The organism is Streptomyces sp. S3(2020) (assembly GCF_013044505.1).
Taxonomy (GTDB): Bacteria; Actinomycetota; Actinomycetes; order Streptomycetales; family Streptomycetaceae; genus Streptomyces.
In genome coordinates this window covers 1-22,772 of the sequence record NZ_JABERD010000016.1, presented here as the reverse complement: position 1 = coordinate 22,772, position 22,772 = coordinate 1, and the positions used below count along the sequence as shown (strand labels likewise).

Annotated in this window: 19 protein-coding genes, 1 tRNA gene and 1 riboswitch; of the genes, 6 read left to right on the top strand and 14 right to left on the bottom strand. The window is 69.4% G+C overall.

All coding sequences use genetic code 11. The features are described from left to right. Positions 1 to 251: 251 nt before the first annotated feature. Positions 252 to 1,640: a cystathionine beta-synthase gene (locus tag HLK59_RS08105; protein WP_171140588.1), complete on the bottom strand. Its 1,389-nt coding sequence runs from the start codon at positions 1,638 to 1,640 to the stop codon at positions 252 to 254. Between the two features lie 149 nt (positions 1,641 to 1,789). On the opposite strand from HLK59_RS08105, the gene HLK59_RS08100 reads away from it, so the two are divergent. The 3 genes from HLK59_RS08100 to HLK59_RS08090 all read left to right on the top strand — a co-directional run bounded on the left by HLK59_RS08100 (position 1,790) and on the right by HLK59_RS08090 (position 5,304). Next, positions 1,790 to 2,821: an SGNH/GDSL hydrolase family protein gene (locus HLK59_RS08100; protein WP_171140587.1), complete on the top strand. Its 1,032-nt coding sequence runs from the start codon at positions 1,790 to 1,792 to the stop codon at positions 2,819 to 2,821. A gap of 196 nt (positions 2,822 to 3,017) precedes the next feature. Next, positions 3,018 to 4,238, top strand: a complete 1,221-nt coding sequence (locus HLK59_RS08095; protein ID WP_171140586.1) for an acetyl-CoA C-acetyltransferase — start codon at positions 3,018 to 3,020, stop codon at positions 4,236 to 4,238. A 283-nt stretch (positions 4,239 to 4,521) separates the two neighbouring features. Then, positions 4,522 to 5,304, top strand: a complete 783-nt coding sequence (locus HLK59_RS08090) for a hypothetical protein (protein ID WP_171140638.1) — start codon at positions 4,522 to 4,524, stop codon at positions 5,302 to 5,304. A 1-nt stretch (position 5,305) separates the two neighbouring features. Here HLK59_RS08090 and HLK59_RS08085 read toward each other — a convergent pair whose 3' ends face one another. Beyond that, complete coding sequence (locus HLK59_RS08085; RefSeq protein WP_206326898.1) at positions 5,306 to 5,599, bottom strand: hypothetical protein; 294 nt, start codon at positions 5,597 to 5,599, stop codon at positions 5,306 to 5,308. Positions 5,600 to 5,719: 120 nt separating this feature from the next. Between HLK59_RS08085 and HLK59_RS08080 the strand changes: the two genes are divergently transcribed. Beyond that, on the top strand, positions 5,720 to 5,950 hold the full coding sequence (locus HLK59_RS08080) for a DUF4287 domain-containing protein (protein ID WP_089102276.1): 231 nt from the start codon (positions 5,720 to 5,722) through the stop codon (positions 5,948 to 5,950). Positions 5,951 to 6,031: 81 nt separating this feature from the next. Here HLK59_RS08080 and HLK59_RS08075 read toward each other — a convergent pair whose 3' ends face one another. From HLK59_RS08075 to HLK59_RS08065, 3 genes are all read right to left on the bottom strand, one after another. After that, on the bottom strand, positions 6,032 to 6,919 hold the full coding sequence (locus tag HLK59_RS08075) for a Bax inhibitor-1/YccA family protein (protein ID WP_171140584.1): 888 nt from the start codon (positions 6,917 to 6,919) through the stop codon (positions 6,032 to 6,034). 170 nt (positions 6,920 to 7,089) lie between these two features. After that, a complete protein-coding gene (locus HLK59_RS08070) occupies positions 7,090 to 8,265 on the bottom strand; it encodes a 4-hydroxybenzoate 3-monooxygenase (protein ID WP_171140583.1) in 1,176 nt (391 codons plus the stop codon). A gap of 216 nt (positions 8,266 to 8,481) precedes the next feature. Further along, a tRNA-Leu gene (locus tag HLK59_RS08065) sits at positions 8,482 to 8,564 on the bottom strand. A gap of 391 nt (positions 8,565 to 8,955) precedes the next feature. Here HLK59_RS08065 and HLK59_RS08060 point away from each other — a divergent pair. Further along, the gene (locus tag HLK59_RS08060) at positions 8,956 to 9,726 is read left to right on the top strand and encodes an ABC transporter ATP-binding protein (RefSeq protein ID WP_171140582.1); all 771 of its coding nucleotides are present in this window, start codon (positions 8,956 to 8,958) and stop codon (positions 9,724 to 9,726) included. Beyond that, positions 9,726 to 12,254 carry an FtsX-like permease family protein gene (locus HLK59_RS08055; RefSeq protein ID WP_171140581.1) on the top strand — a complete coding sequence of 843 codons (2,529 nt, stop codon included), beginning with the start codon at positions 9,726 to 9,728 and terminating at the stop codon, positions 12,252 to 12,254. The genes HLK59_RS08060 and HLK59_RS08055 overlap by 1 nt, the downstream gene beginning before the upstream one ends. 53 nt (positions 12,255 to 12,307) lie before the next feature. Here the strand turns inward: HLK59_RS08055 and HLK59_RS08050 are convergent, their stop codons facing one another. From HLK59_RS08050 to HLK59_RS08010, 9 genes are all read right to left on the bottom strand, one after another. Next, the gene (locus tag HLK59_RS08050) at positions 12,308 to 13,597 is read right to left on the bottom strand and encodes a cyclopropane-fatty-acyl-phospholipid synthase family protein (RefSeq protein WP_171140580.1); all 1,290 of its coding nucleotides are present in this window, start codon (positions 13,595 to 13,597) and stop codon (positions 12,308 to 12,310) included. A 182-nt stretch (positions 13,598 to 13,779) separates the two neighbouring features. Next, complete coding sequence (locus HLK59_RS08045; protein ID WP_171140579.1) at positions 13,780 to 15,156, bottom strand: NAD(P)/FAD-dependent oxidoreductase; 1,377 nt, start codon at positions 15,154 to 15,156, stop codon at positions 13,780 to 13,782. A 420-nt stretch (positions 15,157 to 15,576) separates the two neighbouring features. Beyond that, positions 15,577 to 16,518, bottom strand: coding sequence for a Ppx/GppA phosphatase family protein (locus HLK59_RS08040; RefSeq protein WP_171140578.1), 942 nt, complete (start codon positions 16,516 to 16,518; stop codon positions 15,577 to 15,579). Further along, entirely contained in the window at positions 16,515 to 17,045 is a 531-nt protein-coding gene (locus HLK59_RS08035) for a DUF501 domain-containing protein (RefSeq protein WP_171140577.1), read from the bottom strand. The genes HLK59_RS08040 and HLK59_RS08035 overlap by 4 nt, the downstream gene beginning before the upstream one ends. A 45-nt stretch (positions 17,046 to 17,090) precedes the next feature. Continuing rightward, the gene (locus tag HLK59_RS08030; RefSeq protein WP_171140576.1) at positions 17,091 to 17,567 is read right to left on the bottom strand and encodes a septum formation initiator family protein; all 477 of its coding nucleotides are present in this window, start codon (positions 17,565 to 17,567) and stop codon (positions 17,091 to 17,093) included. A gap of 99 nt (positions 17,568 to 17,666) precedes the next feature. Then, on the bottom strand, positions 17,667 to 18,953 hold the full coding sequence (eno, locus tag HLK59_RS08025; protein ID WP_171140575.1) for a phosphopyruvate hydratase: 1,287 nt from the start codon (positions 18,951 to 18,953) through the stop codon (positions 17,667 to 17,669). A 326-nt stretch (positions 18,954 to 19,279) separates the two neighbouring features. Further along, positions 19,280 to 19,975: a transglycosylase family protein gene (locus tag HLK59_RS08020; RefSeq protein WP_171140574.1), complete on the bottom strand. Its 696-nt coding sequence runs from the start codon at positions 19,973 to 19,975 to the stop codon at positions 19,280 to 19,282. Between the two features lie 3 nt (positions 19,976 to 19,978). Continuing rightward, positions 19,979 to 20,157, bottom strand: a riboswitch (cyclic di-AMP (ydaO/yuaA leader). A gap of 204 nt (positions 20,158 to 20,361) precedes the next feature. After that, complete coding sequence (locus HLK59_RS08015) at positions 20,362 to 21,306, bottom strand: transglycosylase family protein (protein WP_171140573.1); 945 nt, start codon at positions 21,304 to 21,306, stop codon at positions 20,362 to 20,364. A gap of 215 nt (positions 21,307 to 21,521) precedes the next feature. Further along, positions 21,522 to 22,772 (bottom strand): cytochrome P450 (locus tag HLK59_RS08010; RefSeq protein WP_171140572.1); only part of this gene is annotated, 1,251 nt, incomplete at its 5' end.

The following is a 22,772-nucleotide window of genomic DNA, read 5'->3' as shown; positions in this document are numbered from 1 at the left end:
TCAGGGCCGGGCCTCGCGTCCAGGCGTCTGTGGAGGTCCGGGAGCCGCTCCGGAGGTCCTGTGACGCCGTTTTGGTGCCGGCCTGGGCGGGGAGCCGCTCCCGCCCTGCCGACACCCCCTAATGTGCCGGACCCGTGTTAAGCGTGTGCTGCGTGGACGTGACACGCTCGTACCACTTCCGCGAAGTCCACCACTTCGGTAGGCAAACGGAAGTCCGCCTGCCGTGCCCCCGGTTCACCGGACGTTCACCGTCACTTCGCGCCCTTGGCGAGGAAGGCCAGCAGGTCCTGCCGGCTGACCACACCGGTCGGCTTGCCCTCGACGAGGACGATCGCCGCGTCCGCGGTGCCGAGGACCGTCATCAGGTCGCCGACGGGCTCGCCGGAGCCGACCTGCGGCAGCGGCGCCGACATGTGCTTCTCCAGCGGGTCCTCCAGCGAGGCCCGCTGGGCGAACAGCGCGTCGAGCAACTCCCGCTCCACGACCGACCCGACGACCTCCGCCGCCATGACGTCCGGGTGACCGGCGCCCGGCTTCACGATCGGCATCTGCGAGACGCCGTACTCGCGCAGCACCTCGATGGCCTGCCCGACGGTCTCGTCCGGGTGCATGTGGACGAGGGACGGGATGGCGCCGTGCACCTTGTCGTTGAGGACGTCGGCGACGCGGGCGCTGGGACCCTCGCCCTCCAGGAAGCCGTAGTCGGCCATCCACTCGTCGTTGAAGATCTTCGAGAGGTACCCGCGACCGCTGTCGGGCAGCAGCACGACGACGACGTCGTCGGGCCCGAGCCGCTCGGCGACCCGCAGCGCCGCCACGACGGCCATCCCGCAGGAGCCACCGACCAGCAGTCCCTCCTCCTTGGCCAGGCGGCGGGTCATCTGGAAGGAGTCCTTGTCGGAGACGGCGACGATCTCGTCGGCGACGCTCCGGTCGTAGGCGGTCGGCCAGAAGTCCTCGCCGACGCCCTCGACGAGGTACGGACGGCCGGAACCGCCGGAGTACACGGACCCCTCGGGGTCGGCGCCGACGACCTCGACCTTGCCGCCGCTGGCGTCCTTCAGATAGCGGCCGGTGCCGGAGATGGTGCCGCCCGTGCCCACGCCCGCGACGAAGTGGGTGATCTTCCCCTCCGTCTGCTCCCACAGCTCGGGGCCGGTGGAGTGGTAGTGGGAGAGCGGGTTGTTGGGGTTGGAGTACTGGTCGGGCTTCCACGCGCCGGGGGTCTCACGGACGAGGCGGTCGGAGACGTTGTAGTACGAGTCCGGGTGCTCGGGGTCGACGGCGGTGGGGCAGACGACGACCTCGGCCCCGTAGGCCCGCATCACGTTGATCTTGTCGGTGCTCACCTTGTCGGGGCACACGAAGATGCACTTGTACCCCTTCTGCTGGGCCACGATGGCCAGGCCGACCCCGGTGTTGCCACTGGTCGGCTCGACGATCGTGCCTCCGGGCTTGAGCGCGCCGCTCTCCTCCGCCGCCTCGATCATGCGCAGGGCGATGCGGTCCTTCACGGAACCGCCCGGGTTGAAGTACTCCACCTTGGCCAGGACGGTGGCCTGGATGCCCTTGGTGACGCTGTTGAGTCTCAGCAGCGGGGTGTTGCCGACGAGGCTGATCATCGAGTCGTGGAATTGCACCGTTGTCTCCGGATGCTGCAAAAGATGTGGTCTTAGTGGTTCAGCCAGCCTAAAGCCCGGAGCGGTCGTTCACTCCCCGTTGAGATTGGACGACCGTCTGTACGGGGCAAGGAGTGGTTGTACGGCTAGCACGGAGGTGGCGGCGACGAATGACGAGCATGTCGAGGGCGAGGGTGGCCCGGCGGATCGCGGCCGGCGCGGCGTACGGCGGCGGCGGGATCGGTCTGGTGGGCGCGGCGGCCATGGGGCTGCTGCTGGCGGAGGTGCGGCTGGCCAAGCGGCAGGTGGGCAACGGCAACGGGCCGTCGCCTCATGTGCCGAGCGCGCACGGACTGTATGGCCTGTCGTATTCCACCCCGGGTGAGCCTCCCCTGCGTCTGACGATGCTGGGCGACTCCACGGCCGCGGGCCAGGGTGTGCGCCGGTCGGGGCAGACGCCGGGGGCACTGCTGGCCTCGGGGCTCGCGGCGGTGGCGGAGCGCCCGGTGGACCTGCGCAATGTGGCGCTGCCAGGTGCCCGCTCGGACGATCTGGACCGCCAGGTCGCGCTCGTCCTCGCGGACCCCGGACGGGTGCCGGACGTCTGCGTGATCATGATCGGGGCGAACGATGTCACGCATCGCATGCCGCCCACCCGTTCGGTCCGCCATCTCTCGGCGGCGGTGCGGCGGCTGCGTACGGCTGGTGCCGAGGTGGTCGTCGGCACCTGTCCCGATCTCGGTACGGTCGAGCAGGTCCAGCAGCCCTTGCGCTGGCTGGCGCGCCGGGCCTCGCGGCAGCTGGCGGCGGCGCAGACGATCGGCACGGTGGAGCAGGGCGGGCGCACGGTGTCGCTGGGCGATCTGCTCGGCCCGGAGTTCGCGGCCAATCCCCGTGAGCTCTTCGGTCCCGACAACTACCACCCTTCGGCGGAGGGCTACGCGACCGCGGCGATGGCGATGCTCCCGACGGTCTGCGCGGCCCTGGGTCTGTGGCCGGCGGAGGAGGAGCGCCCGGACGTCTCGCGTCGGGAGGGTTTCCTGCCGGTGGCGCGGGCCGCCGCGGAGGCGGTGGCGGACCCCGGTACCGAGGTGACGGCGGCGATGCCGACGGGTCCGAAGGGGCCGTGGGCGCTGCTGAAGAGGAGGAAGCGGCGCCGGGTGTCGGTGACGGAGCCGGAGCGGGCCCCGGTGCAGCCCTGAGCGCGCCCCGGCGGGAGCGAGGAAAGCAAGCGCTTAGACAATTGCGGTCAGGGTCACACCCCCATACCCGTGACCTCGCCCATACGTACGGGTAACTTCCCAACCAGCCCTGCCCGGAAGAACCCGCACTCCCACCCGTCGCCCGACCACCGCCCCTCAACGAGGCGCTACGCGCCGCCCCCTTTCTGGAGCCGTCATGCCCGAAGCAGTGATCGTCTCGACCGCCCGCTCCCCCATCGGCCGCGCCTTCAAGGGCTCACTGAAGGACCTCCGCCCGGACGACCTCACCGCCACGATCATCCAGGCGGCCCTGGCCAAGGTTCCGGAGCTGGACCCGAGGGACATCGACGACCTGCACCTCGGGTGCGGTCTGCCGGGTGGCGAGCAGGGGAACAACCTGGGCCGGATCGTCGCCGTGCAGATGGGGATGGACCACCTCCCCGGCTGTACGGTCACCCGCTACTGCTCCTCCTCGCTCCAGACCTCCCGCATGGCCCTGCACGCCATCAAGGCCGGTGAGGGCGACGTCTTCATCTCGGCCGGTGTCGAGATGGTCTCCCGCTTCACCAAGGGCAACTCCGACAGCCTCCCGGACACGCACAACCCGCTGTTCGCCGACGCCGAGGCCCGCACCCTCGAAGTCGCCGCCCAGGAGGGCACGACCTGGCACGACCCGCGCGAGGACGGCCTCGTCCCGGACGCCTACATCGGCATGGGCCAGACCGCGGAGAACCTCGCCCGCATCAAGGGCGTCACCCGCCAGGACATGGACGAGTTCGGCGTCCGCTCGCAGAACCTCGCCGAAGAGGCCATCAAGAACGGCTTCTGGGAGCGCGAGATCACCCCGGTCACGCTGCCCGACGGCACGGTGGTCAGCAAGGACGACGGCCCGCGCGCCGGCGTCACCCTGGAGGCCGTCGGCGGCCTGAAGCCGGTCTTCCGCCCCGACGGACTCGTCACCGCCGGCAACTGCTGCCCGCTCAACGACGGCGCCGCCGCGGTCGTCATCATGTCCGACACCAAGGCCCGCGAGCTCGGCCTCACCCCGCTCGCCCGCATCGTGTCGACCGGCGTCTCGGGCCTGTCCCCCGAGATCATGGGTCTCGGCCCGGTCGAGGCGAGCAACCAGGCGCTGCGCCGCGCCGGCCTCACCATCGACGACATCGACCTGGTCGAGATCAACGAGGCGTTCGCCGCCCAGGTAATCCCCTCCTACCGCGACCTCGGCATCGACCTGGACAAGCTGAACGTCAACGGCGGCGCCATCGCCGTCGGCCACCCCTTCGGCATGACCGGCGCCCGCATCACCGGCACGCTCATCAACTCCCTCCAGTTCCACGACAAGCAGTTCGGTCTGGAGACGATGTGCGTCGGCGGCGGCCAGGGCATGGCGATGGTCATCGAGCGCCTCAGCTGACCAACTGCCCGTGTTCGCACGGGCACTCCATGTGAGGCTCGGGCCCAGAACCCTTGAACCACAAGGGTTCTGGGCCGTTTTGTGATCCAATCTCCCCCAGGATGTGACCTATCTCCCTTCGCGAAGGGATTTACGCAGGTCAGAACCGTTCTCACACTAAACCCCGGGCCCAAAGTCCTGCCCGTTTCGTGACGTTACGCACTGACAGCGGGATAGTCCGCCCTTCAAGCTGATGTAGGAAGTCGGGGGTCGACTTTGAACCGGGAGTACGTCAGTGAGCGCCATGCCGATCGCCTTGCTGGTCACCACGGCCGCCACGGGCGCCGTGGCCGTCGCCGTCCTGCGCACCCTCTTGCAGCTGCGCCGCCAGGTCGCGGCCCTGCACACCGAGCTTGCGAAGACGAACGCGGCCACCGCGCACGGTCTCGTACCGGCCGCCCGCCACTCCGCCGACGCCGCTGAGATACGGGCCGCCGTGGCCGAGGCCCTCGCCGAGGAACGGGAGCGGGAGCTCGCCGAGGCGCGGGCGTTCTGGGCTGCCCAGGAGGCCCGTGACGCCTCCGACGCGCCGACCCTGCTCGGCCTGCCCGACAGCGAGCTGTTCCTGCCCCGGCAGGCCGATTTCGTGGGCCTGGAGCCGCTGGAGCCGGTCACCGAGCCGAGTGCCGACTTCGACGAGTTCGCCGGGGACTCCGCGGAGCTGGCCGCGGCCCGCCGCCGCCACCCCTCCCACCCGGACTTCGTCCCGGTGCAGTCGCCGGTGGTGAACGACCATGAGCGCACGGTGGCCACCCTTGAGGAACTGGCCGCCGGCCGGGTGGAGCTGGCCGACGTCCGCCCGGGCCCGCTGGGCACCCTCGACGTCTATGTCTTCGCCGACGGCACCACGCTCTGCATGACCCCGGGGCACCGGGAGACGGCGGAGCGCCTCTCGGCGGCCCTGACGGCGGGCGAGACCCCGATACTGCTGGGCGGTTCGGGAGTGTCGGGCGCGTACACCCTGACCTTCGCGTGCGGCGAGGAGAACGTCTACATCCTGGCGGACCGGGTCATAGCGAGCCTGTAGCTCAGACCCCGGCGCGCTTCTGCGCTTCCTCGACCCATCGCACGGCTTCGTCGACTTGGCCCTCGTCCGTCAGGACGAGGGCCAAGTCGTGCACGGCCACGGTGATCTGGTCCGCGGCCGCGAACATCCCGGCGTCCGGCATCTCCCGAGGCTCCTTCGAGGGATCTTCCAGGAGCTGCGCCCGGCGGACCAACTCCCTGGCCAGCCCCAGCGCCTCGGTGGCCGCCCCCCGCTGCAGCCGGCTCTGAGGGGCCGCTCTCAACCGGTCGGCAAAGTGATCCACGGCTTGGGTCAAACGCGCTGTATCGGCCACGGCGACACCGTACGCGCCGCACCGGGACTGTTGCCAACGGGCGAACCCTCAGGCACGGTGACCTGAAGGACCGGCTTACATCCCATGCGTCCGGAGGCGCCGATGTCCCAAGTCTTCTCCGAGGAGACCCACCGCAATCTGCTCGCCCGCATCCCCCATTGCACCGGTCGTGAAGTGTCCGACTGGCTGCGCACCGTCGACGAAGGCCCGGCGCTCTTCCGCTTCGAGGAAAAGGTCAGCTGGCTCCGCCACGAACACAACCTCGCCTACGGCCACGCCAAAGCTCTCATCCACGAGTACGACCTGAGGAGGGCCGCGCGCAAATTGCTCTAGGCGCGCACAACAACCCCAGACGCCACGACGACGAAGGGCCCCGGGAACGAACCCGGGGCCCTTTCACGCACGCGAGGTGCGTCAGTCGCTGTTGAGGATCGAGATCAGCCTCAGGAACTCGAGGTAGATCCAGACCAGCGTCATCGTCAGACCGAACGCCGCCAGCCAGGCCTCTTCCTTCGGCGCGCCGTAGGCGATGCCGTCCTCGACCTGCTTGAAGTCGAGGGCCAGGAAGCACGCGCCGAGCAGGACGCCGACGATGCCGAAGACGATGCCGAGGCCGCCGCTGCGGAAGCCGAGGCCGTCACCGCCGCCGAAGACGGCGAACAGCAGGTTCACCATCATCAGCAGGACGAAGCCGAGCGTGGCCGCCATCACGAAGCCGTAGAACCGGCGGTTGACGCGGATCCAGCCCGCCTTGTACGCCACGAGCACCGCGGCGAACACCGCCAGGGTTCCGATCACGGCCTGCATGGCCGCGCCGCTGGCGATGCGGTTGTCCACGACGCTGGAGACGACGCCGAGGAAGACACCCTCGAACGCCGCGTACGAGACGATCAGCGCGGGCGAGGCCTTGCGCTTGAACGACTGGATGAGCGCCAGGACCATACCGATCAGGGCGGCACCGATGGCGATGCCGTACGACCGGCCGATGTTGGCGTCGTCGACCGGCAGGGCCGCCCAGGCGACCGCGGCCGTGACGACCAGGATGCCGAGGGTGGTGCCGGTGCGCAGGACGACGTCGTCGATCGTCATCCGGCCGGTGCCGGCCGGGGCCTGCGGCGGCGCGCCGTGCAGGTCCTGCTGCGCGTAGGGGTTCTGCGCGTACGGGTTGCCCTGCGGCTGGGCATACGGGTTGCCCTGCGTGCCCACGGCTGCGCCCCCGGCCTGCGGCTGGGCGTTGAAGCCCGCGTAGCCGTTGTCGCGGCTGAACCCCCGTCGCGAGAAGACCGGGTTGCTGCTCCTCATTTCACTCCTCCATGGCCACTTCGTGCGGGCCTTGGCTCAAGAGTAATAGGTAGGCAAAGGATTGACCCTAGTGCTTGGGGAGGATCTTTCCCTTGTCATGTTCGCCAACACGCTACGCGGCCCGCCGATTCCCGGCCACGGAGGGCCGGAATCATGACCAACCTGGTACATCATTCGAACGCGAACCCGGTGTATCCCTCGGCGAGGTCGGTCTCGGCGGCCCTCGACCCCGCGATCCGGTCCAGCCGCGCCACCTGGAGCCGGTCCTCGAAGGGGGTGGCGTCGGGGGTCCGGTGCAGCAGCGTGGTCATGTCGTACGAGAACCGCTCGGCCTGCCAGACGCGGCTCAGACAGGTCTCGGAGTAGGTGTCGAGGAGTTCGGTGGACCCCGTCTCCTTCTCGTACGTCAGCGCCCGCGCGAAGGTGACGACGTCCCCCACGGCGAGGTTCAGCCCCTTCGCCCCGGTCGGCGGCACGATGTGGGCGGCGTCCCCGGCGAGGAAGAGCCGGCCGTACCGCATGGGCTCATGGACGTAGGACCGCATGGGGGTGACGGACTTCTGGGTGATGGGCCCCCTGCGCAGCCGCCAGTCGTCGTCGGTCTCGAAGCGCCGCTCCAGCTCGGCCCAGATCTCCTCGTCGCCCCAGCTCTCCGCGTCGGTGCCCTCGGGCACCTGGAGGTAGAGCCGGGAGACGGACGGCGACCGCATGGACAGCAGGGCGAAGCCGCGGTCGTGGCGGGCGTACACCAGTTCGTCGTGGGAGGGCGGGACGTCGGCGAGGATGCCGAGCCAGCCGAAGGGGTACGTCCGCTCGAAGACCCGGGTCAGCTCCTCGGGGATCGCCTGGCGCGCGACGCCCCAGAACCCGTCGCAGCCGACGACGTACTCGCACTCGAGGACGTCCTCACGCCCTCCGTGCCGGAACCGGACACGGGGCCCCGCGCTGTCCGCCCCCTCCACGGCCAGCGCCTCCGCCTCGAACAGCAGCGGTCCGCCCTCCTCGATCTGGAGGGCGATGAGGTCCTTGCACACCTCGGTCTGCGCGTAGACCATCACGGACCGCCCGCCGGTGAGGGCCGGGAAGTCGACGCGGTGCCGCTTGCGTTCGTACCGCAGCTCGATCCCGTCGTGCCGCAGCCCCTCCCGCTCCATCCGCTCCCCGGCCCCGGCCGCCCGCAGCACGTCCACGGTCCCCTGCTCCAGGATTCCGGCCCGCTGCCGCTGCTCGACGTAGGCACGGTCGCGGCTTTCCAGGACGACCGAGTCGATCCCGGCGTTGTGGAGCAGCCGGGCGAGGAGGAGCCCGGCGGGGCCGGCTCCGATGATGCCGACGGTGGTGCGCATCGGTCGTTCCCTTCGGTGGGCTTCAATGCCGTGACGTCATGGCGCTCGTTCGCATGGTGAAATTTAGTTCATCCATTCCGCCCCGTGAGTCTGCGACGGGCGACGGCCCGTGTCAACGGTCGGTGCGGGGCAGGACGCCACGCGCTGCCGCGATGTGCTGAAGGAAGGGCCCCACCGCAAGCGGTGTCTGCCTACGGGTTCTGAAAAGGTCGGAGGTGCCCGGAACCGGACTTGAACCGGTACGCCCGCGAGGGGCAGCGAGGTTTAAGCTCGCCGTGTCTGCATTCCACCATCCGGGCAGGCCATGGGCTCCGCGTCGAGGTTCGAGCCTATCGGGATACATCCCCCGAACAGCGGACGGGCGGACCGATGTTGTCTTATTTTATTGACGTCTGAGGGTGCATCAGCCCCTGGAACGAGCCATCCGCACTTGCCAATAGCCTTACGCGCGACGGTCGGCCGCGCATGCGGAATGACGGAATTTCACCGCCCGAACGAGGGGGCTCCACCTGTTCTCGACGCGGCCTCCGCTCAGGGGTCCCGTCATCCCCAGGTATGACACGGCCGGGCGCGGTCAGTCGCAAGTCGCCCCCCGGAACCGGAACAGCGGCTGACTACACGGCGGCGGGGCACCGCGACGATGGTTCACGTCCCCCGAACACATCGTCGTCCCGTCAGGAGCGCCCACCCGTGACCACCACTCCCATCGCCGGCCGAGCCACCACCGTGGCCGCTCGCGCCACGGATCTGTCGAAGATCTACGGACAGGGCGAGACCCAGGTGGTCGCCCTCGACCGGGTCTCCGTCGACTTCCGGCAGGCCGAGTTCACCGCGATCATGGGCCCGTCGGGGTCCGGCAAGTCCACGCTGATGCACTGTGTGGCCGGGCTGGACACCTTCTCCTCCGGGTCCGTGCGCATCGGCGACACCGAGCTGGGCACCCTCAAGGACAAGCAGCTCACCAAGCTCCGCCGGGACAAGATCGGCTTCATCTTCCAGGCGTTCAACCTGCTGCCGACGCTGACCGCGCTGGAGAACATCACGCTGCCCATGGACATCGCGGGCCGTAAGCCGGACAAGCAGTGGCTGGACTCGGTGATCCAGATGGTGGGGCTCAGGGACCGGCTCTCCCACCGGCCCTCCCAGCTCTCCGGCGGCCAGCAGCAGCGCGTCGCCGTCGCCAGGGCGCTCGCCTCCCGGCCCGACATCATCTTCGGCGACGAGCCCACCGGAAACCTCGACTCGCGCTCCGGCGCCGAGGTACTGGGCTTTCTCCGCAACTCCGTAAGGGAGTTGGGGCAGACCGTGGTGATGGTGACCCACGACCCGGTGGCCGCCTCCTACGCGGACCGGGTGGTCTTCCTCGCCGACGGGCGGATCGTCGACGAGATGCACCGGCCCACCGCCGAGACCGTGCTTGATTTCATGAAGCAGTTCGACGCGAAGGGCCGTACCTCCTGATGTTCCGCACCGCCCTGCGCAACGTCCTCGCGCACAAGGCCCGGCTGCTCATGACCGTGCTCGCCGTGATGCTCGGCGTGGCCTTCGTGTCCGGGACGCTGGTCTTCACCAACACCATCTCGAACGCCTACCAGAACAGTTCGGCCAAGGGCTTCGACCAGGTCGACGTGGCCGTGGAGCCCGACTACCAGGAGAGCAAGGGCGACCAGGTCGGCAAGCCCACCGAACTCACCCAGGAACTGGTCGACAAGAGCGCGAAGGCCGACGGGGCCGCCTCGGCGATCGGGGTCGTCAACGGCTTCACCGCCATCGCCGACAAGGACGGCAAGCTCATCGGCGGCGGCTTCCAGTCGCAGGGCGGGAACTACTGGGGGGACAAGGACCCGCGGTACCCGCTGAAGGAAGGCACGGCACCGCACGGCGCGAACCAGGTCGCCATCGACTCCGCGACCGCCGAGCGCGCCGGGTACGAGGTCGGCGACACGGTCCGGATCTCCGTCGACGGGCCGGTCCTGAGCCCGGAGATCACCGGCATCTTCACCACCGACGACGGCAATGTCGCGGCCGGCGGCAGCCTCGCCCTGTTCGACACGGCGACCGCGCAGACGCTGTTCGGCAAGACGGGCACGTACGACCAGATCGATGTGAAGGCGGCCTCCGGCACCTCCCAGACCGCGCTGAAGGCCGCCCTCGACAAGGCGCTGCCGGCGGACCTCGTGGAGACCACCACGGGGCGTCAACTCGCCGACGACCAGGCCGAGATGATCTCCGCGTCGATGGCCGGGCTGAAGCAGGGTCTGCTGGTCTTCGCGGGCATCGCGCTCTTCGTCGGCACCTTCATCATCGCCAACACCTTCACCATGCTGGTCGCCCAGCGCACCAAGGAGCTCGCGCTGCTGCGGGCCGTCGGCGCCTCGCGTCGGCAGGTCACGCGGTCGGTGCTCATCGAGGCGTTCGTGGTCGGCACGGTCGCCGGGGTGACCGGTCTGGTCGCGGGCATCGGTATCGGTGCCGGGCTGCGCTCGCTCATGGGCACCCTGGGCGCCACCGTCCCCGACGGCCCGCTCATCGTCTCCGGCGGCACGGTCGCCACCGCCCTCGCGGTCGGCGTCCTCATCACCATGCTGGCGGCATGGCTGCCGGGCCGTCGGGCAGCCAGGATCCCGCCGGTCGCCGCGATGAGCAGCGTGCACGCGCAGGCCACCACCAAGTCGCTGGTGCTGCGCAACACCCTGGGCGCCCTCTTCAGCGGCGCCGGCGTCGCGGTCGTCCTGGCGGCGACCACGATGGAGGGCTCGGACGGTCAGGCCCCGATGGGCCTGGGCGCGGTCCTGCTGATCATCGGTGTGTTCATCCTGACCCCGCTGCTGTCCCGCCCGCTGATCGCGGCCGCGGCGCCCGTGCTGCGGATCTTCGGCACGGCGGGCAAGCTGGCCCGCCAGAACTCGGTCCGCAACCCCCGTCGTACGGCCGCCACCGCCTCGGCGCTGATGATCGGCCTGACCCTCATCACCGGTATGACGGTGATGGCGGGCAGCCTCCAGAAGTCGATCGACAAGATGGCCTCGTCGGCGATCCGCGCGGACTACGTCGTGTCGATGGCGAACGGCAACCAGCTCTCACCGGACGTCGCGAAGGAGCTGGCAAGGGTCGACGACGTCACCGAGATCAGCCCGATGCGCAACGCCCCCTCCCGCATCGGCGGCGAGACGGAGTACCTCACCGGCGTCAACGGAACCTCGTTCGGCAAGCTCACCGACCTCAAGGTCGACGACGGCTCGTTCGAGGTGGGCGGCACACAGGTCGTGGTCGACGCCGATCGCGCCGAGCAGCGCGGCTGGAAGGCCGGTTCGAGCTTCACCGTCTCCTACGAGGACGGCGAGAAGCAGAAGCTGACCGTCGCCGGGGTCTACGAGGGCAACGAGTTCTTCAGCGGCGTCCTCCTCGACAACGCCACGCTCACCCCGCATGTGTCGGACGCCGCCGACATGATGGTCATGGTGAAGACGTCCGACGGCGCGACGAGCGCGACCAAGGACAGGCTGGAGAAGGCCCTCGGCACCAACCCGGCCATCAAGGTCCAGAGCAAGCAGGACCTGTCCGACGACATCGCGCAGATGTTCACGCTGATGCTGAACATGCTCTACGGCCTGCTCGCCATGGCGGTGATCGTCGCGGTCCTCGGTGTCATCAACACCCTGGCCATGTCGGTCTTCGAGCGCTCCCAGGAGATCGGCATGCTCCGCGCGATCGGCCTGGACCGCAAGGGCATCAAGCGGATGGTCCGCCTGGAGTCCCTGGTGATCTCCCTGTTCGGCGGTGTGCTCGGGATCGGCCTGGGCGTCTTCTTCGGCTGGGCGGCCGGCGAGCTGCTGGGCACCAAGATGCCGACGTACGAACTGGTCCTGCCGTGGACCAGGATGGGCCTGTTCCTGCTGCTGGCGGCGGCGGTCGGCGTCCTGGCGGCCCTGTGGCCGGCCCGGCGCGCGTCCCGGCTGAACATGCTGTCGGCCATCAAGTCGGAATAGCCGTACGGCGTTCGGGGCCCGTCGCGTGCGCGCGGCGGGCCCCTCGTGTCGGTTCAGTTCCAGGTGCGCGCCCGCAGTGGCAGCCCCGAGGCGCCGGACTCCGCGGGGCGGACGGCCAGGACCTGGTTGACGCCGATGCGGTTGCGTTCGAAGGCCAGGGCGCAGGCCGCCATGTAGAGAAGCCAGACCCGGGCCCGGCCGGGGCCCGCGATCCGCTGGGCACGAGGCCGGTCGGCCGCCAGGTTCGCGACCCAGCGGCGCAGGGTGAGGGCGTAGTGCTCGCGGATCGACTCGACGTCGCGCACCTCCAGTCCGGCACGCTCCAGTTGGGTGACGGTGGTGCCGAGGGGGGCGAGTTCGCCGTCGGGGAAGACGTAGGCGTCGATGAACCCGTCGAGGCGGTAGGTGGTTTCGTCGCGCTGCGGACGGCGGGCGATCTGGTGGTTGAGAAGCCGTCCACCGGGCCGCAGGAGGGCGTACAGGTCCCGGGCGTACTCCAAGTACCGTTCCGCTCCCACGTGTTCGGCCATGCCGATGGAGGCGATCGCGTCGTAGGGCCCGTCGGTGATGTCCCGGTAGTCCTGGACACGGATCTCGACCCGGTCGGTGAGCCCCTCGTCGGCGACGCGCTTGCGGGCGTAGGCGGCCTGTTCCTGGGAGAGGGTGACGCCGACGACGCTCACGCCGTGCTCACGGGCGGCGTGGACGGCCATCGAGCCCCAGCCGCAGCCCACGTCGAGGAGGCGCTGACCGGGTGTCAGGGCGAGCTTGCGGCAGACGAGTTCGAGCTTGTCGCGCTGGGCCGCTTCGAGCGTGCCGCCGGGAGACTCCCAGTAGGCGCACGAGTAGACCATCGACGGGCCGAGGACGATCTCGTAGAAGTCGTTGCCGACGTCGTAGTGGTGGCTGACGGCGCGGCGGTCGGTGCGCCTGGTGTGGAGGTGGCCGCGGCGGCGGACCTCCTCGCGGGGCGGGGCGGGCGGCAGCGGGAGTCCGCCGAGCTTCACGAGGCCGCGTACGGCGGCCCGTGCGCCGGGGTCGCGCAGTACCTCCGAGAGGCCGCGGGCGTCCTCGTCGCGCTCCCAGACGAGGCCCGAGATGAGGCCGAGGGCGGTGTAGAGGTCGCCGTCGATGTCGAGGTCGCCCGCGACCCAGGCGCGCGCGAGGCCGAGCTCGCCGGGCTTGAACAGCAGCCGCCGGACGGCCCGGCGGTTGCGCACGACCAGCACGGGGGCGCCCGGCGGGCCTGCCTGGGATCCGTCCCATGCGCGGACGCGCACCGGGAGGGGGACTCCCAGCAGCTGTTCCAAGAGGTTCTTCAGCCGCGGCGCGGCATCGGACATGGCGCACACCTCCGTGACGAGGATCCTGGTTTTGTCCACTTACGTAAACAAAAGCGGGCGCGCAGTCCAGTCCCGGCGCGACGTCATGACCGGGCAAAGGACACGTATGTACGACGCCGAAGGGGCCGCCCGCACCACGGATGGCGGGCGGCCCCTTCGGGCTGTTCAGTGACCGGAGCCGGTCAGGAGGCCTTCGCCTCGGTCTTCTTCGGCTCGGCCGCCGGGACCGGCTTGGCAGCCTCGTAGAACTCCTCGCGGGGGTGTTCCATCGCGCCGAGGGAGACGACCTCGCGCTTGAGGAACATGCCGAGGGTCCAGTCGGCGAAGACGCGGACCTTGCGGTTCCAGGTCGGCATGGCCAGACCGTGGTAGCCGCGGTGCATGTACCAGGCGAGACGGCCCTTGACCTTGATCTTCACCTTGCCCATGACGATCATCGCGACGCCCTTGTGGAGGCCGAGACCGGCCACCGCACCCTTGTTGGAGTGCGCGTACTCCTTCTGCGGGAAGCCCCGCATGCCGGAGACCACGTTGTCGCCGAGGACCTTGGCCTGGCGCAGCGCGTGCTGGGCGTTCGGCGGGCACCAGGCGTTCTCGACGCCGGCCTTGCGGGCGGCGACGTCCGGGACCTGGGCGTTGTCGCCGGCGGCCCAGATGTAGTCGGTGCCCTGGACCTGGAGGGTCGGGGCGGTGTCGACGTGACCGCGGGGGCCCAGCGGGAGGCCGTAGCGCGAGAGGACCGGGTTCGGCTTGACGCCGGCGGTCCACACGATCGTGTTGGAGTCGACCTCCAGGCCGTTCTTCAGCACCACGTGACCGTCGACGCAGGAGTCCATCGAGGTGGAGAGGTAGATCTCCACACCGCGGCTCTCCAGGTGCTCCTTGCCGTACTGGCCGAGCTTGGGGCCGACCTCGGGCAGGATCTTGTCCGCGGCGTCGACCAGGATGAAGCGCATGTCCTCGCGGGACACCGTCTTGTAGTACTTGGCCGCGTCGCGGGCCAGGTCCTCGACCTCACCGATGGTCTCCGCACCGGCGAAGCCGCCGCCGATGAAGACGAAGGTGAGCGCCTTGCGGCGGATCTCCTCGTCGGTGGTGGAGTCGGCCTTGTCGAGCTGCTCCAGGACGTGGTTGCGCAGGCCGATGGCCTCCTCGACGCCCTTCATACCGATGCCCTGCTCGGCGAGGCCGGGGATCGGGAAGGTGCGGGAGACCGCGCCGAGCGCGATGACCAGGTAGTCGAAGGGCAGCTCGTACGCCTCGCCGACCAGCGGGGCGATCGTGGCGACCTTGCGGTCCTGATCGATGGTGGTGACCCGGCCGGTCAGCACCTCCGCCTTCGGCAGCACGCGTCGCAGCGGGACGACGACATGGCGCGGCGAGATGTTGCCGGCGGCGGTTTCGGGGAGGAAGGGCTGGTAGGTCATGTACGACCGGGGGTCGACGACCGTGACGGTCGCCTCTCCGTAGCGCATCTTCTTGAGAATGCGCCGAGCTGCGTACAGGCCTACGTACCCACCGCCTACTACGAGGATCCTGGGACGCTCCGTGGTGCTCATGCCATCGAGTATCCACCTGCCCCTAGGGGGTCGCTCGTGCGCCCCTTCACAAGCTCAAACAAGGTGTGTGTTATCCTCCGCGGCTCACGTGATCCAGGTCATGGCGCGGACCGGGAACCGGCGTGTAGAGCGGGCCGTTGTCAATGCCGCGTGAGCTGCCTCTCCGGGCTTTCGGAGCCGTCGTGAGACCTTCGAGACGATCTCGCGCGGCGCCTTCGCACGAGGTCCGCATCTCTGCGTTTTGAACGTGTTCACACGGGTGTTGGGCCCTCGGAAGGGTCAACCGGGGCACATTCCTCGTCCGGCAGGACCCAATTCCTTGTGAAGAACTTCACGAACTTTTCCGACGGCACGCGACCAAGGGGCCCCGAAGGGCCCCTCAGACGTGCTCATACGTTGTTCTTCCTGCTCAGCAGAGGGCTACGTGATCGACCACGCGATGCCGTCGAGGATGTCGTGCTCGCTCACGACGACCTCCTCGGCGGCGATCCGCTCCATGATCGAGAGCAGTACGAGCGCCCCCGCGGCGATGACGTCCACCCGCCCGGGATGCAGGGAGGGCACGGCCGCGCGCTCGGCGTGCGTGGAGCGCAGCAGCCACTCGGTGATCTCACGGACCCGCTCGCGGGAGACCCGGGAGTGGTGGATGCGGACCGAGTCGTACTCGGGCAGCTCCTGCGCGATCGCCGACACGGTGGTGACGGACCCGGCGAGCCCCACCAGCGTGCGCGCCTCGCGCAGCGGCACGGACTCCTCGGCGAGGTCGAGGGCGGCCTCGATGTCGGCGCGCATGGCGGCGATCTGCGCCTCGGAGGGCGGGTCGGTGACGGCCCCGTCCAGGACGAGATGCCGCTCGGTCATCCGCACACAGCCGACGTCCACGGAACGGGCGGCGCGGACATGGTCGTCGCCGACGACGAACTCGGTCGAGCCGCCGCCGATGTCCACCACGAGATAGGGCCTGGCGAGGTCGTCCCGGCCCGTGAGCTCCCTCGTCGCGCCCGTGAAGGAGAACTCCGCCTCCTGGTCACCGGTGATGACCTCGGGCTCGACACCGAGGATGTCGAGGACACCCCGGACGAACTCGTCGCGGTTCTCGGCGTCCCGGGAGGCGGAGGTCGCCACGAAGCGCAGCCGCTCCGCCCCGTGCTCCTTGATGATCGCCGCGTACTCACGGCAGGCGGCGAACGTCCGCTCCAGCGCCTCGGGGGCCAGCCGCCCGGTCCGGTCGACGCCCTGCCCGAGCCGCACGATCGTCATACGGCGGTCCAGGTCGACGAGTTCACCCGTCTTCGGGTCACAGTCCGCGACGAGGAGCCGGATGGAGTTGGTACCGCAGTCGACGGCGGCGACACGGGTCACTGCCCGTCCTCCTTCGCGAGGGTCACGCACGCACCCTTGCGCCACCACTCCGGCAGCATCTCGATCGCCTCGTCGCCCAGCGGGTTCACGCCGGGGCCCGCGGCCAGGGAGTGCCCCACCAGCACATGCAGGCACTTCACCCGGTCCGGCATGCCGCCCGCGCTCGGGAAGCCCTCCAGGACCTCGATGGCGTCGCGGCGCGCGATGTAGTCCTCGTGCGCGGCTCGGTAGGCGGCGGCGAGCTCCGGGTCGGTCTGGAGCCGCTCCGTCATCTCCTTCATGACGCCGTTCGCCTCCAGCGTGCCGATCGCCGAGGCGGCGCGCGGGCACGTCAGGTAGTACGTCGTCGGGAAGGGCGTGCCGTCGGGGAGCCGGGGGGCCGTCTCCACCACGTCCGGCTGGCCGCACGGACAGCGGTGCGCGATCGCGCGCAGGCCACGCGGCGGACGCCCGAGCTGCTGCTTGAAGGCCTCGACGTCGGCGTCGGTGGGCTCGGTGCGCTCAGTGGTCGGCGGGGGCGTTTCCATGCCGTACGAAAGTCTCTCTGCTGTCTGACTGGGGAAAAGGTCGGTTCACTGGTCGGAGGCGTCGGACTTGTCGACCCCGTCCCAGACGTTGGAGTACCAGGGGCGGTCGGCCGCCCCCATGTCGGCGCGCGACTGCTGCGCCGCGCCCGGGTCGACGACGATGAACCCCGTCTCCCCCGGCATCACGTAGTGGAGCCGCTCGCGGATCTGCTGCTCGGCGTACGCGTCGTCCTGCCAGCGGGCCTTCTGGTCCCGCAGGTGCTCGACCCGCTGCCGGGCCTGCTCCTGCTGCCGCTGGAGGTCCGCGATCTCGGCGCGCTGGGAGACGTACTGCCTTATCGGGTAGGCGAGCGCGACGATCAGCGAGCACAGGACCAGCGCGAGCAGCGCCGCCCGGCCGGTCAGCCGGGAGCGACGGGCCTGCCGTTTGGTCTGGGAGCGGTAGACCCGGGCCGCGGTCTGCTCGCCGAGCAGCTTGATCCTGGTCGCGGTGGAGAAACGGTCCCGGTCCTTGACGGCCATGTACCGGCCTCTCCCTTCACACACGCGCGTACGTCCCCGCACACGGTACGGGACCGCGTACGGGGACGTACGTACGACTGGCTAGGCCGTTGTCGTGGCTCAGCCCTTGAAGCGCGGGAAGGCGCTGCGGCCGGCGTAGACCGCGGCGTCGTCGAGGATCTCCTCGATGCGCAGCAGCTGGTTGTACTTGGCGACGCGGTCCGAGCGGGCCGGGGCGCCGGTCTTGATCTGGCCGCAGTTCACGGCGACGGCGAGGTCGGCGATGGTGACGTCCTCGGTCTCGCCGGAGCGGTGCGACATCATGCACTTGAAGCCGTTGCGCTGGGCCATCTCGACGGCGTCCAGGGTCTCGGTCAGCGAGCCGATCTGGTTGACCTTGACGAGCAGGGCGTTGGCGGAGCCCTCCTCGATGCCGCGGGCCAGGCGCTCCGGGTTGGTGACGAAGAGGTCGTCGCCGACGATCTGGACCTTGTCGCCCAGCTTCTCGGTGATGACGTTCCAGCCGGCCCAGTCGTCCTCGAACAGCGGGTCCTCGATGGAGACGAGCGGGTACGCGGAGACGAGCTCCTCGTAGTACTCGGTCATCTCGGCGGCCGAGCGGGACTTGCCCTCGAACTCGTACTTGCCGTCCTTGTAGAACTCGGACGCGGCGACGTCGAGCGCGAGCGCGATCTGCTCACCGGGGACGTAACCGGCCTGCTTGATGGCCTCGACGATGAGGTCGAGGGCGGCGCGGTTGGACTCCAGGTTCGGGGCGAAGCCGCCCTCGTCGCCGAGGCCGGTGGACAGGCCCTTGGTCTTCAGCACCTTCTTGAGGGTGTGGTAGACCTCGGCGCCCCAGCGCAGCGCCTCGGAGAAGGACTCCGCGCCGATGGGCGCGATCATGAACTCCTGGATGTCCACGTTGGAGTCGGCGTGCGAGCCGCCGTTCAGGATGTTCATCATCGGAACGGGCAGCAGGTGCGCGTTCGGGCCGCCCAGGTAGCGGAAGAGCGGGAGGTCGCTGGCCTCGGAGGCGGCGTGGGCGACGGCGAGGGAGACGCCGAGGATGGCGTTGGCGCCGAGCGAGCCCTTGTTGTCGGTGGCGTCCAGGTCGAACATGGCCTGGTCGATCAGGCGCTGCTCGGTGGCGTCGTAGCCGACGAGCTCCGGGCCGATCTGCTCGATGACGGCGAGGACGGCCTTCTCGACACCCTTGCCGAGGTAGCGGTTGGGGTCACCGTCGCGGAGCTCGATGGCCTCGAAGGCACCCGTGGAGGCGCCGGACGGAACGGCGGCACGACCCGTGCTGCCGTCGTCGAGGCCGACCTCGACCTCGACCGTGGGGTTGCCTCGGGAGTCCAGGATTTCCCGGGCTACGACGACGTCGATGGACGGCACGAGCATCTCCTTCATGGGATGTGACGCGGCTACGGCACTGCCGCAGCGGCTCTGCGAGACGAGCCTAACCGGCTCCGGGCGATCGGCCACCGCGTGGACCGCCCCGTGGACAGAACCGATCGTAAATTGTTTCCGAACGGAACAAAGACGTTTCGGGAAACACGGCCGAAGACCCGGGCAGAAAAAACCCCGCTCCGGTGCGTACGGGGGAACACGCACCGGAGCGGGGGGCCCGTGGGGACGGGGGGACCCTCACGAGGCCTTCAGTATGAGGACCACGGATGTGAGGGCGCTGTGGTTCAGCTGGGTCTTGCTTGAGTGCCGCGGACCTCTTACTTGAGGTGCAGCTGCTGACCCGGGTAGATGAAGTCGGCGTCGCTGACGATGTCCTTGTTCAGCTTGAACAGCTTCTGCCAGCCGCCCTTGACGCCGTGCTCCTCGGCGATGGAGCTGAGGGTGTCACCCTTGACGACCTTGTACTCGCCGTCGCCCTTCTTGACCTTCGTGCCGGTCGGGGTGGTGACGGTCTTCTTGGCGGCCGGGCGCTCGGCGGAGCGGGAGGCCTGCTGCTCGGAGGAGCGCGTGCTGGTGTCGGTGCCGGAGCTGGAGCTGGAGCCGCTGCCGCTGTCGCTGGAGGAGCTGCTGCCGGTGTAGCTCGCGCTGGACAGGCCGACGCCGCAGGACGGCCAGGCGCCCTTGCCCTGGCCCGCGAGGACCTTCTCGGCTATCGCGATCTGCTGGGCCTTGGTGGCCTGGTTGGCCTGCGCGGCGTACGCCGTGCCGCCGTACGCGGCCCAGGTGGAGGCCGAGAACTGGAGACCGCCGTAGTAGCCGTTGCCGGTGTTGATGGACCAGTCGCCGCCGGACTCGCACTGGGCGACGGCGTCCCACTCGGAGGCGGTGGCGGCGGAGGCGTTGCCGGCCGCCATCAGCGGGGCGGCGATGGCGACACCGGTGACGCCGGCGAGCGCGGCGACGCGGGTGGCCTTGGACGGACGGCGGTGCTTGCCCTTGCCGGAAAACAGCATGGTGGATCCCCTCACCGACGCCTGCGAGGTGAGCTGTCGGGTTCGGGCCGGTTGAGTTGCCCGGCCGCGCATCCCGGCCTTTCGACCTGTTGCGCGGCTTCACCCCGAGCCGGTCCAGCGTGAACTGCTGGGCCCGGCACTTACCTTGGGTCCCCCGCTCCTGCCTACGGCGCTTGACGCGACGACTGTTCCCGTACGGCCGCTGGCAGGATTCGGCGTTGCGGCAGCCGGGGCTCGTGGTGACGAGCGGTGTTGACCGTAGACAGGGAATCCGGGGAATTTCAAAGACGATCAGGGCTTCTGAGACTCATCCCACACTTTCACCAAACCGGACATTTGATGCGAAGTGTGGCGCGAACTCCCGGCATTCTCCTGGGGTTTTCGCCCTATTCGCTACCGAGTACGAGGGTCTGACCGGGCTCGATACTGCTCGGGTCGGCGCCGATGACCTGCTTGTTCTCGGTGTAGAGCCGACGCCATCCGCCGTCGAGGTCAAGGGAGTCGGCGATGGAGGCGAGCGTGTCGCCGGCGCGGACGGTGTACGAACCCTCGTCGGCGCTCGCGCCGCGGTGCCGGCCGGTACCGGTGCCTTCCTCGACTGTGCCCTCCTCGGCAGCGGAGAGGGCGCCGGTGTCGACGAGAGCCGAAGAGCCGCCTTCCTGCCAGGAGTTGTCCGATTCGCCACTGTTTGCCGGTGCTGTGGACGGACTGTCGGACGGCTGTGACTTCTCGGCACCCGAGTCGGAATCATCCGACTTGGCGGATTCGTCCGCTTCGGTGGATGCCGAGGGCGAGGCGGTCGGGTCGGCGGTGGAGCCCGTCGACGAGTCGGACGACCCGGATGAGTTGGACAGACCGGATGAGGTGGATGAATCGGATGATTCATCCGAATCCGATTCTTCGGATGCCGAGGGGGTGCCGCTCCCGACGCCGGTGTCGACGTCGTCCGAGGCCGAGTCCTGGCTCAGCCCGTTGAGCAGCCCGCAGGTGCCCCAGACGCCGACGCCCTGGTCGTCGAGGACCTTCTCGGCGACGGCTATCTGCTGGTTGCGGCTGGCGAGGTCGGGGCTCGTGGCGTAGTCGAGGCCGCCGTACTTCTCCCAGTTCTCCTGGGAGAGCTTGAGTCCTCCGTAGTAGCCGTCGCCGTTGTTCGCGCTCCAGGAACCGTCGGTCTCGCACTTGGCGACCTGATCCCAGGTGTTCCCGTCCGCCGCGCTCGCGCCGCCGGCGCCCAGAAGCGGGATCGCGATGGCGGAGCCGGCCACTCCGGCCGCGACGAGGAGTGCCGGAGCCTGGCGGGGGCGACGGTGACGACCGTTCCCGGTGAGCATGCGGAGGCCTTTCGCGAGACAACAGTGACCGGCGCGACGGGTGGAGACAGTCGCCGCGCTGATGCGTGAACGTATCGGCAGTCGATCACTTGTCACAAGTTAATGCCGCGTAGATCACGTGAAGATCACAGAGTTGAAGGCGTGTCATGTTTGCAAGGAGCTGCGGGGACGCGCGAGTTGGCGTGAAGCCGCACATGGAATCGACGCGAAGCCGATTACCGGGCCTGGCTCGTGGGCGTGAACTCGACCGGCAACGTACGCAGTCCACGCATGATGAGACCCCCACGCCATCTCAAATCGGCTGAATCCACCGCGAGTCGGAGGTCCGGCAGCCGGGTGAGGAGAGTCGCGAGTGCGGTCTGGCCCTCCAGGCGGGCGAGCGGGGCGCCGAGGCAGTAGTGGATGCCGTGGCCGTACCCGAGGTGTTGGTTGTCACGTCGGGAGAGGTCGAGGACATCGGGATCGGCGAACCGCTCCGGGTCCCGGTCCGCGGCGGCGAGTACGACGAGGACGGGGTCGCCGGGTGCGATGTCCTGTCCGCCGATACTGAGCGGCCTGGTGGCGAAACGCCAGGTGGCGAGTTCGACGGGACCGTCGTAACGCAGGAGTTCCTCCACGCCTGTTTCCAGGAGGTCGGTCTCTCCGGCGGCGAGGGAGTCCTGGAGACGGGCCCTCTGCTCAGGGTGGGCGAATAGGGTAAATGCCCCGTTTCCGATCAGATTCACCGTGGTCTCGAACCCGGCGAAGAGAAGGATGAAGGCCATGGCCGCGGCCTCGTTCTCGGTGAGGTGCTCGCCGTGGTCGGAGGCGCGGATGAGACCGGAGATGAGGTCCTCGCCGGCGACGGGGTCGGCGGGGAGCCCTTCGCGCTTGCGGTGGATGAGTTCCAGCAGATAGCCGCGCATCTTCTTGACGGACCGCGCGACACCGCCCCTCGGCCCTCCCCCGTGCCGGATCATCATGCCCGCCCAGTCCCGGAAGTCGTCCTGGTCCTCGCGCGGGACGCCGAGCAGGTCGCAGATCGCGTAGATGGGGAGCGGGAAGGCGAACTCGTGGATGAGGTCGGCGGACCCCTTCTCCGCGAACCGGTCGATGAGCTGATCGGTCAACTCCTGCACCCGGTCGGTGAACTCGGCGACCCTGCGTGGGGTGAACGCCTTGCTGACGAGCCGGCGGAGCCTGGTGTGGTCCGGCGGGTCGATGTTCAGCAGATGCGTCATCAGCTCGGCCTTGCGCTCACCGGGAATCCCGGTCTTCCCCTTCGCGTGCGCGGGCTCGGCGTGATGCGCCGGGTTCTTGCTGAGCCGCTGGTCGGCGAGGGCCTGCTTGGCATCGGCATAACGCGTGACCAGCCAGGCCTCCACCCCGCTGGGCAGCCTCGTCCGGTGCACGGGGGCGTGCTCGCGGAGCCAGGCGTAGGCGGGGTAGGGGTCGGTGGCGAACTCCCAGGTGAAGAGCTCGGGGGC

Coding starts and splice junctions, on each gene's coding strand:
- HLK59_RS08100 (WP_171140587.1), top strand. CDS start 1,790: ATGACGAGCATGTCGAGGGCGAGGGTGGCCCGGCGGATCGCGGCCGGC.
- HLK59_RS08095 (WP_171140586.1), top strand. CDS start 3,018: ATGCCCGAAGCAGTGATCGTCTCGACCGCCCGCTCCCCCATCGGCCGC.
- HLK59_RS08090 (WP_171140638.1), top strand. CDS start 4,522: ATGCCGATCGCCTTGCTGGTCACCACGGCCGCCACGGGCGCCGTGGCC.
- HLK59_RS08080 (WP_089102276.1), top strand. CDS start 5,720: ATGTCCCAAGTCTTCTCCGAGGAGACCCACCGCAATCTGCTCGCCCGC.
- HLK59_RS08075 (WP_171140584.1), bottom strand. CDS start 6,919: ATGAGGAGCAGCAACCCGGTCTTCTCGCGACGGGGGTTCAGCCGCGAC.
- HLK59_RS08070 (WP_171140583.1), bottom strand. CDS start 8,265: ATGCGCACCACCGTCGGCATCATCGGAGCCGGCCCCGCCGGGCTCCTC.
- HLK59_RS08055 (WP_171140581.1), top strand. CDS start 9,726: ATGTTCCGCACCGCCCTGCGCAACGTCCTCGCGCACAAGGCCCGGCTG.
- HLK59_RS08050 (WP_171140580.1), bottom strand. CDS start 13,597: ATGTCCGATGCCGCGCCGCGGCTGAAGAACCTCTTGGAACAGCTGCTG.
- HLK59_RS08045 (WP_171140579.1), bottom strand. CDS start 15,156: ATGAGCACCACGGAGCGTCCCAGGATCCTCGTAGTAGGCGGTGGGTAC.
- HLK59_RS08035 (WP_171140577.1), bottom strand. CDS start 17,045: ATGGAAACGCCCCCGCCGACCACTGAGCGCACCGAGCCCACCGACGCC.
- HLK59_RS08030 (WP_171140576.1), bottom strand. CDS start 17,567: ATGGCCGTCAAGGACCGGGACCGTTTCTCCACCGCGACCAGGATCAAG.
- eno (WP_171140575.1), bottom strand. CDS start 18,953: ATGCTCGTGCCGTCCATCGACGTCGTCGTAGCCCGGGAAATCCTGGAC.
- HLK59_RS08020 (WP_171140574.1), bottom strand. CDS start 19,975: ATGCTGTTTTCCGGCAAGGGCAAGCACCGCCGTCCGTCCAAGGCCACC.
- HLK59_RS08015 (WP_171140573.1), bottom strand. CDS start 21,306: ATGCTCACCGGGAACGGTCGTCACCGTCGCCCCCGCCAGGCTCCGGCA.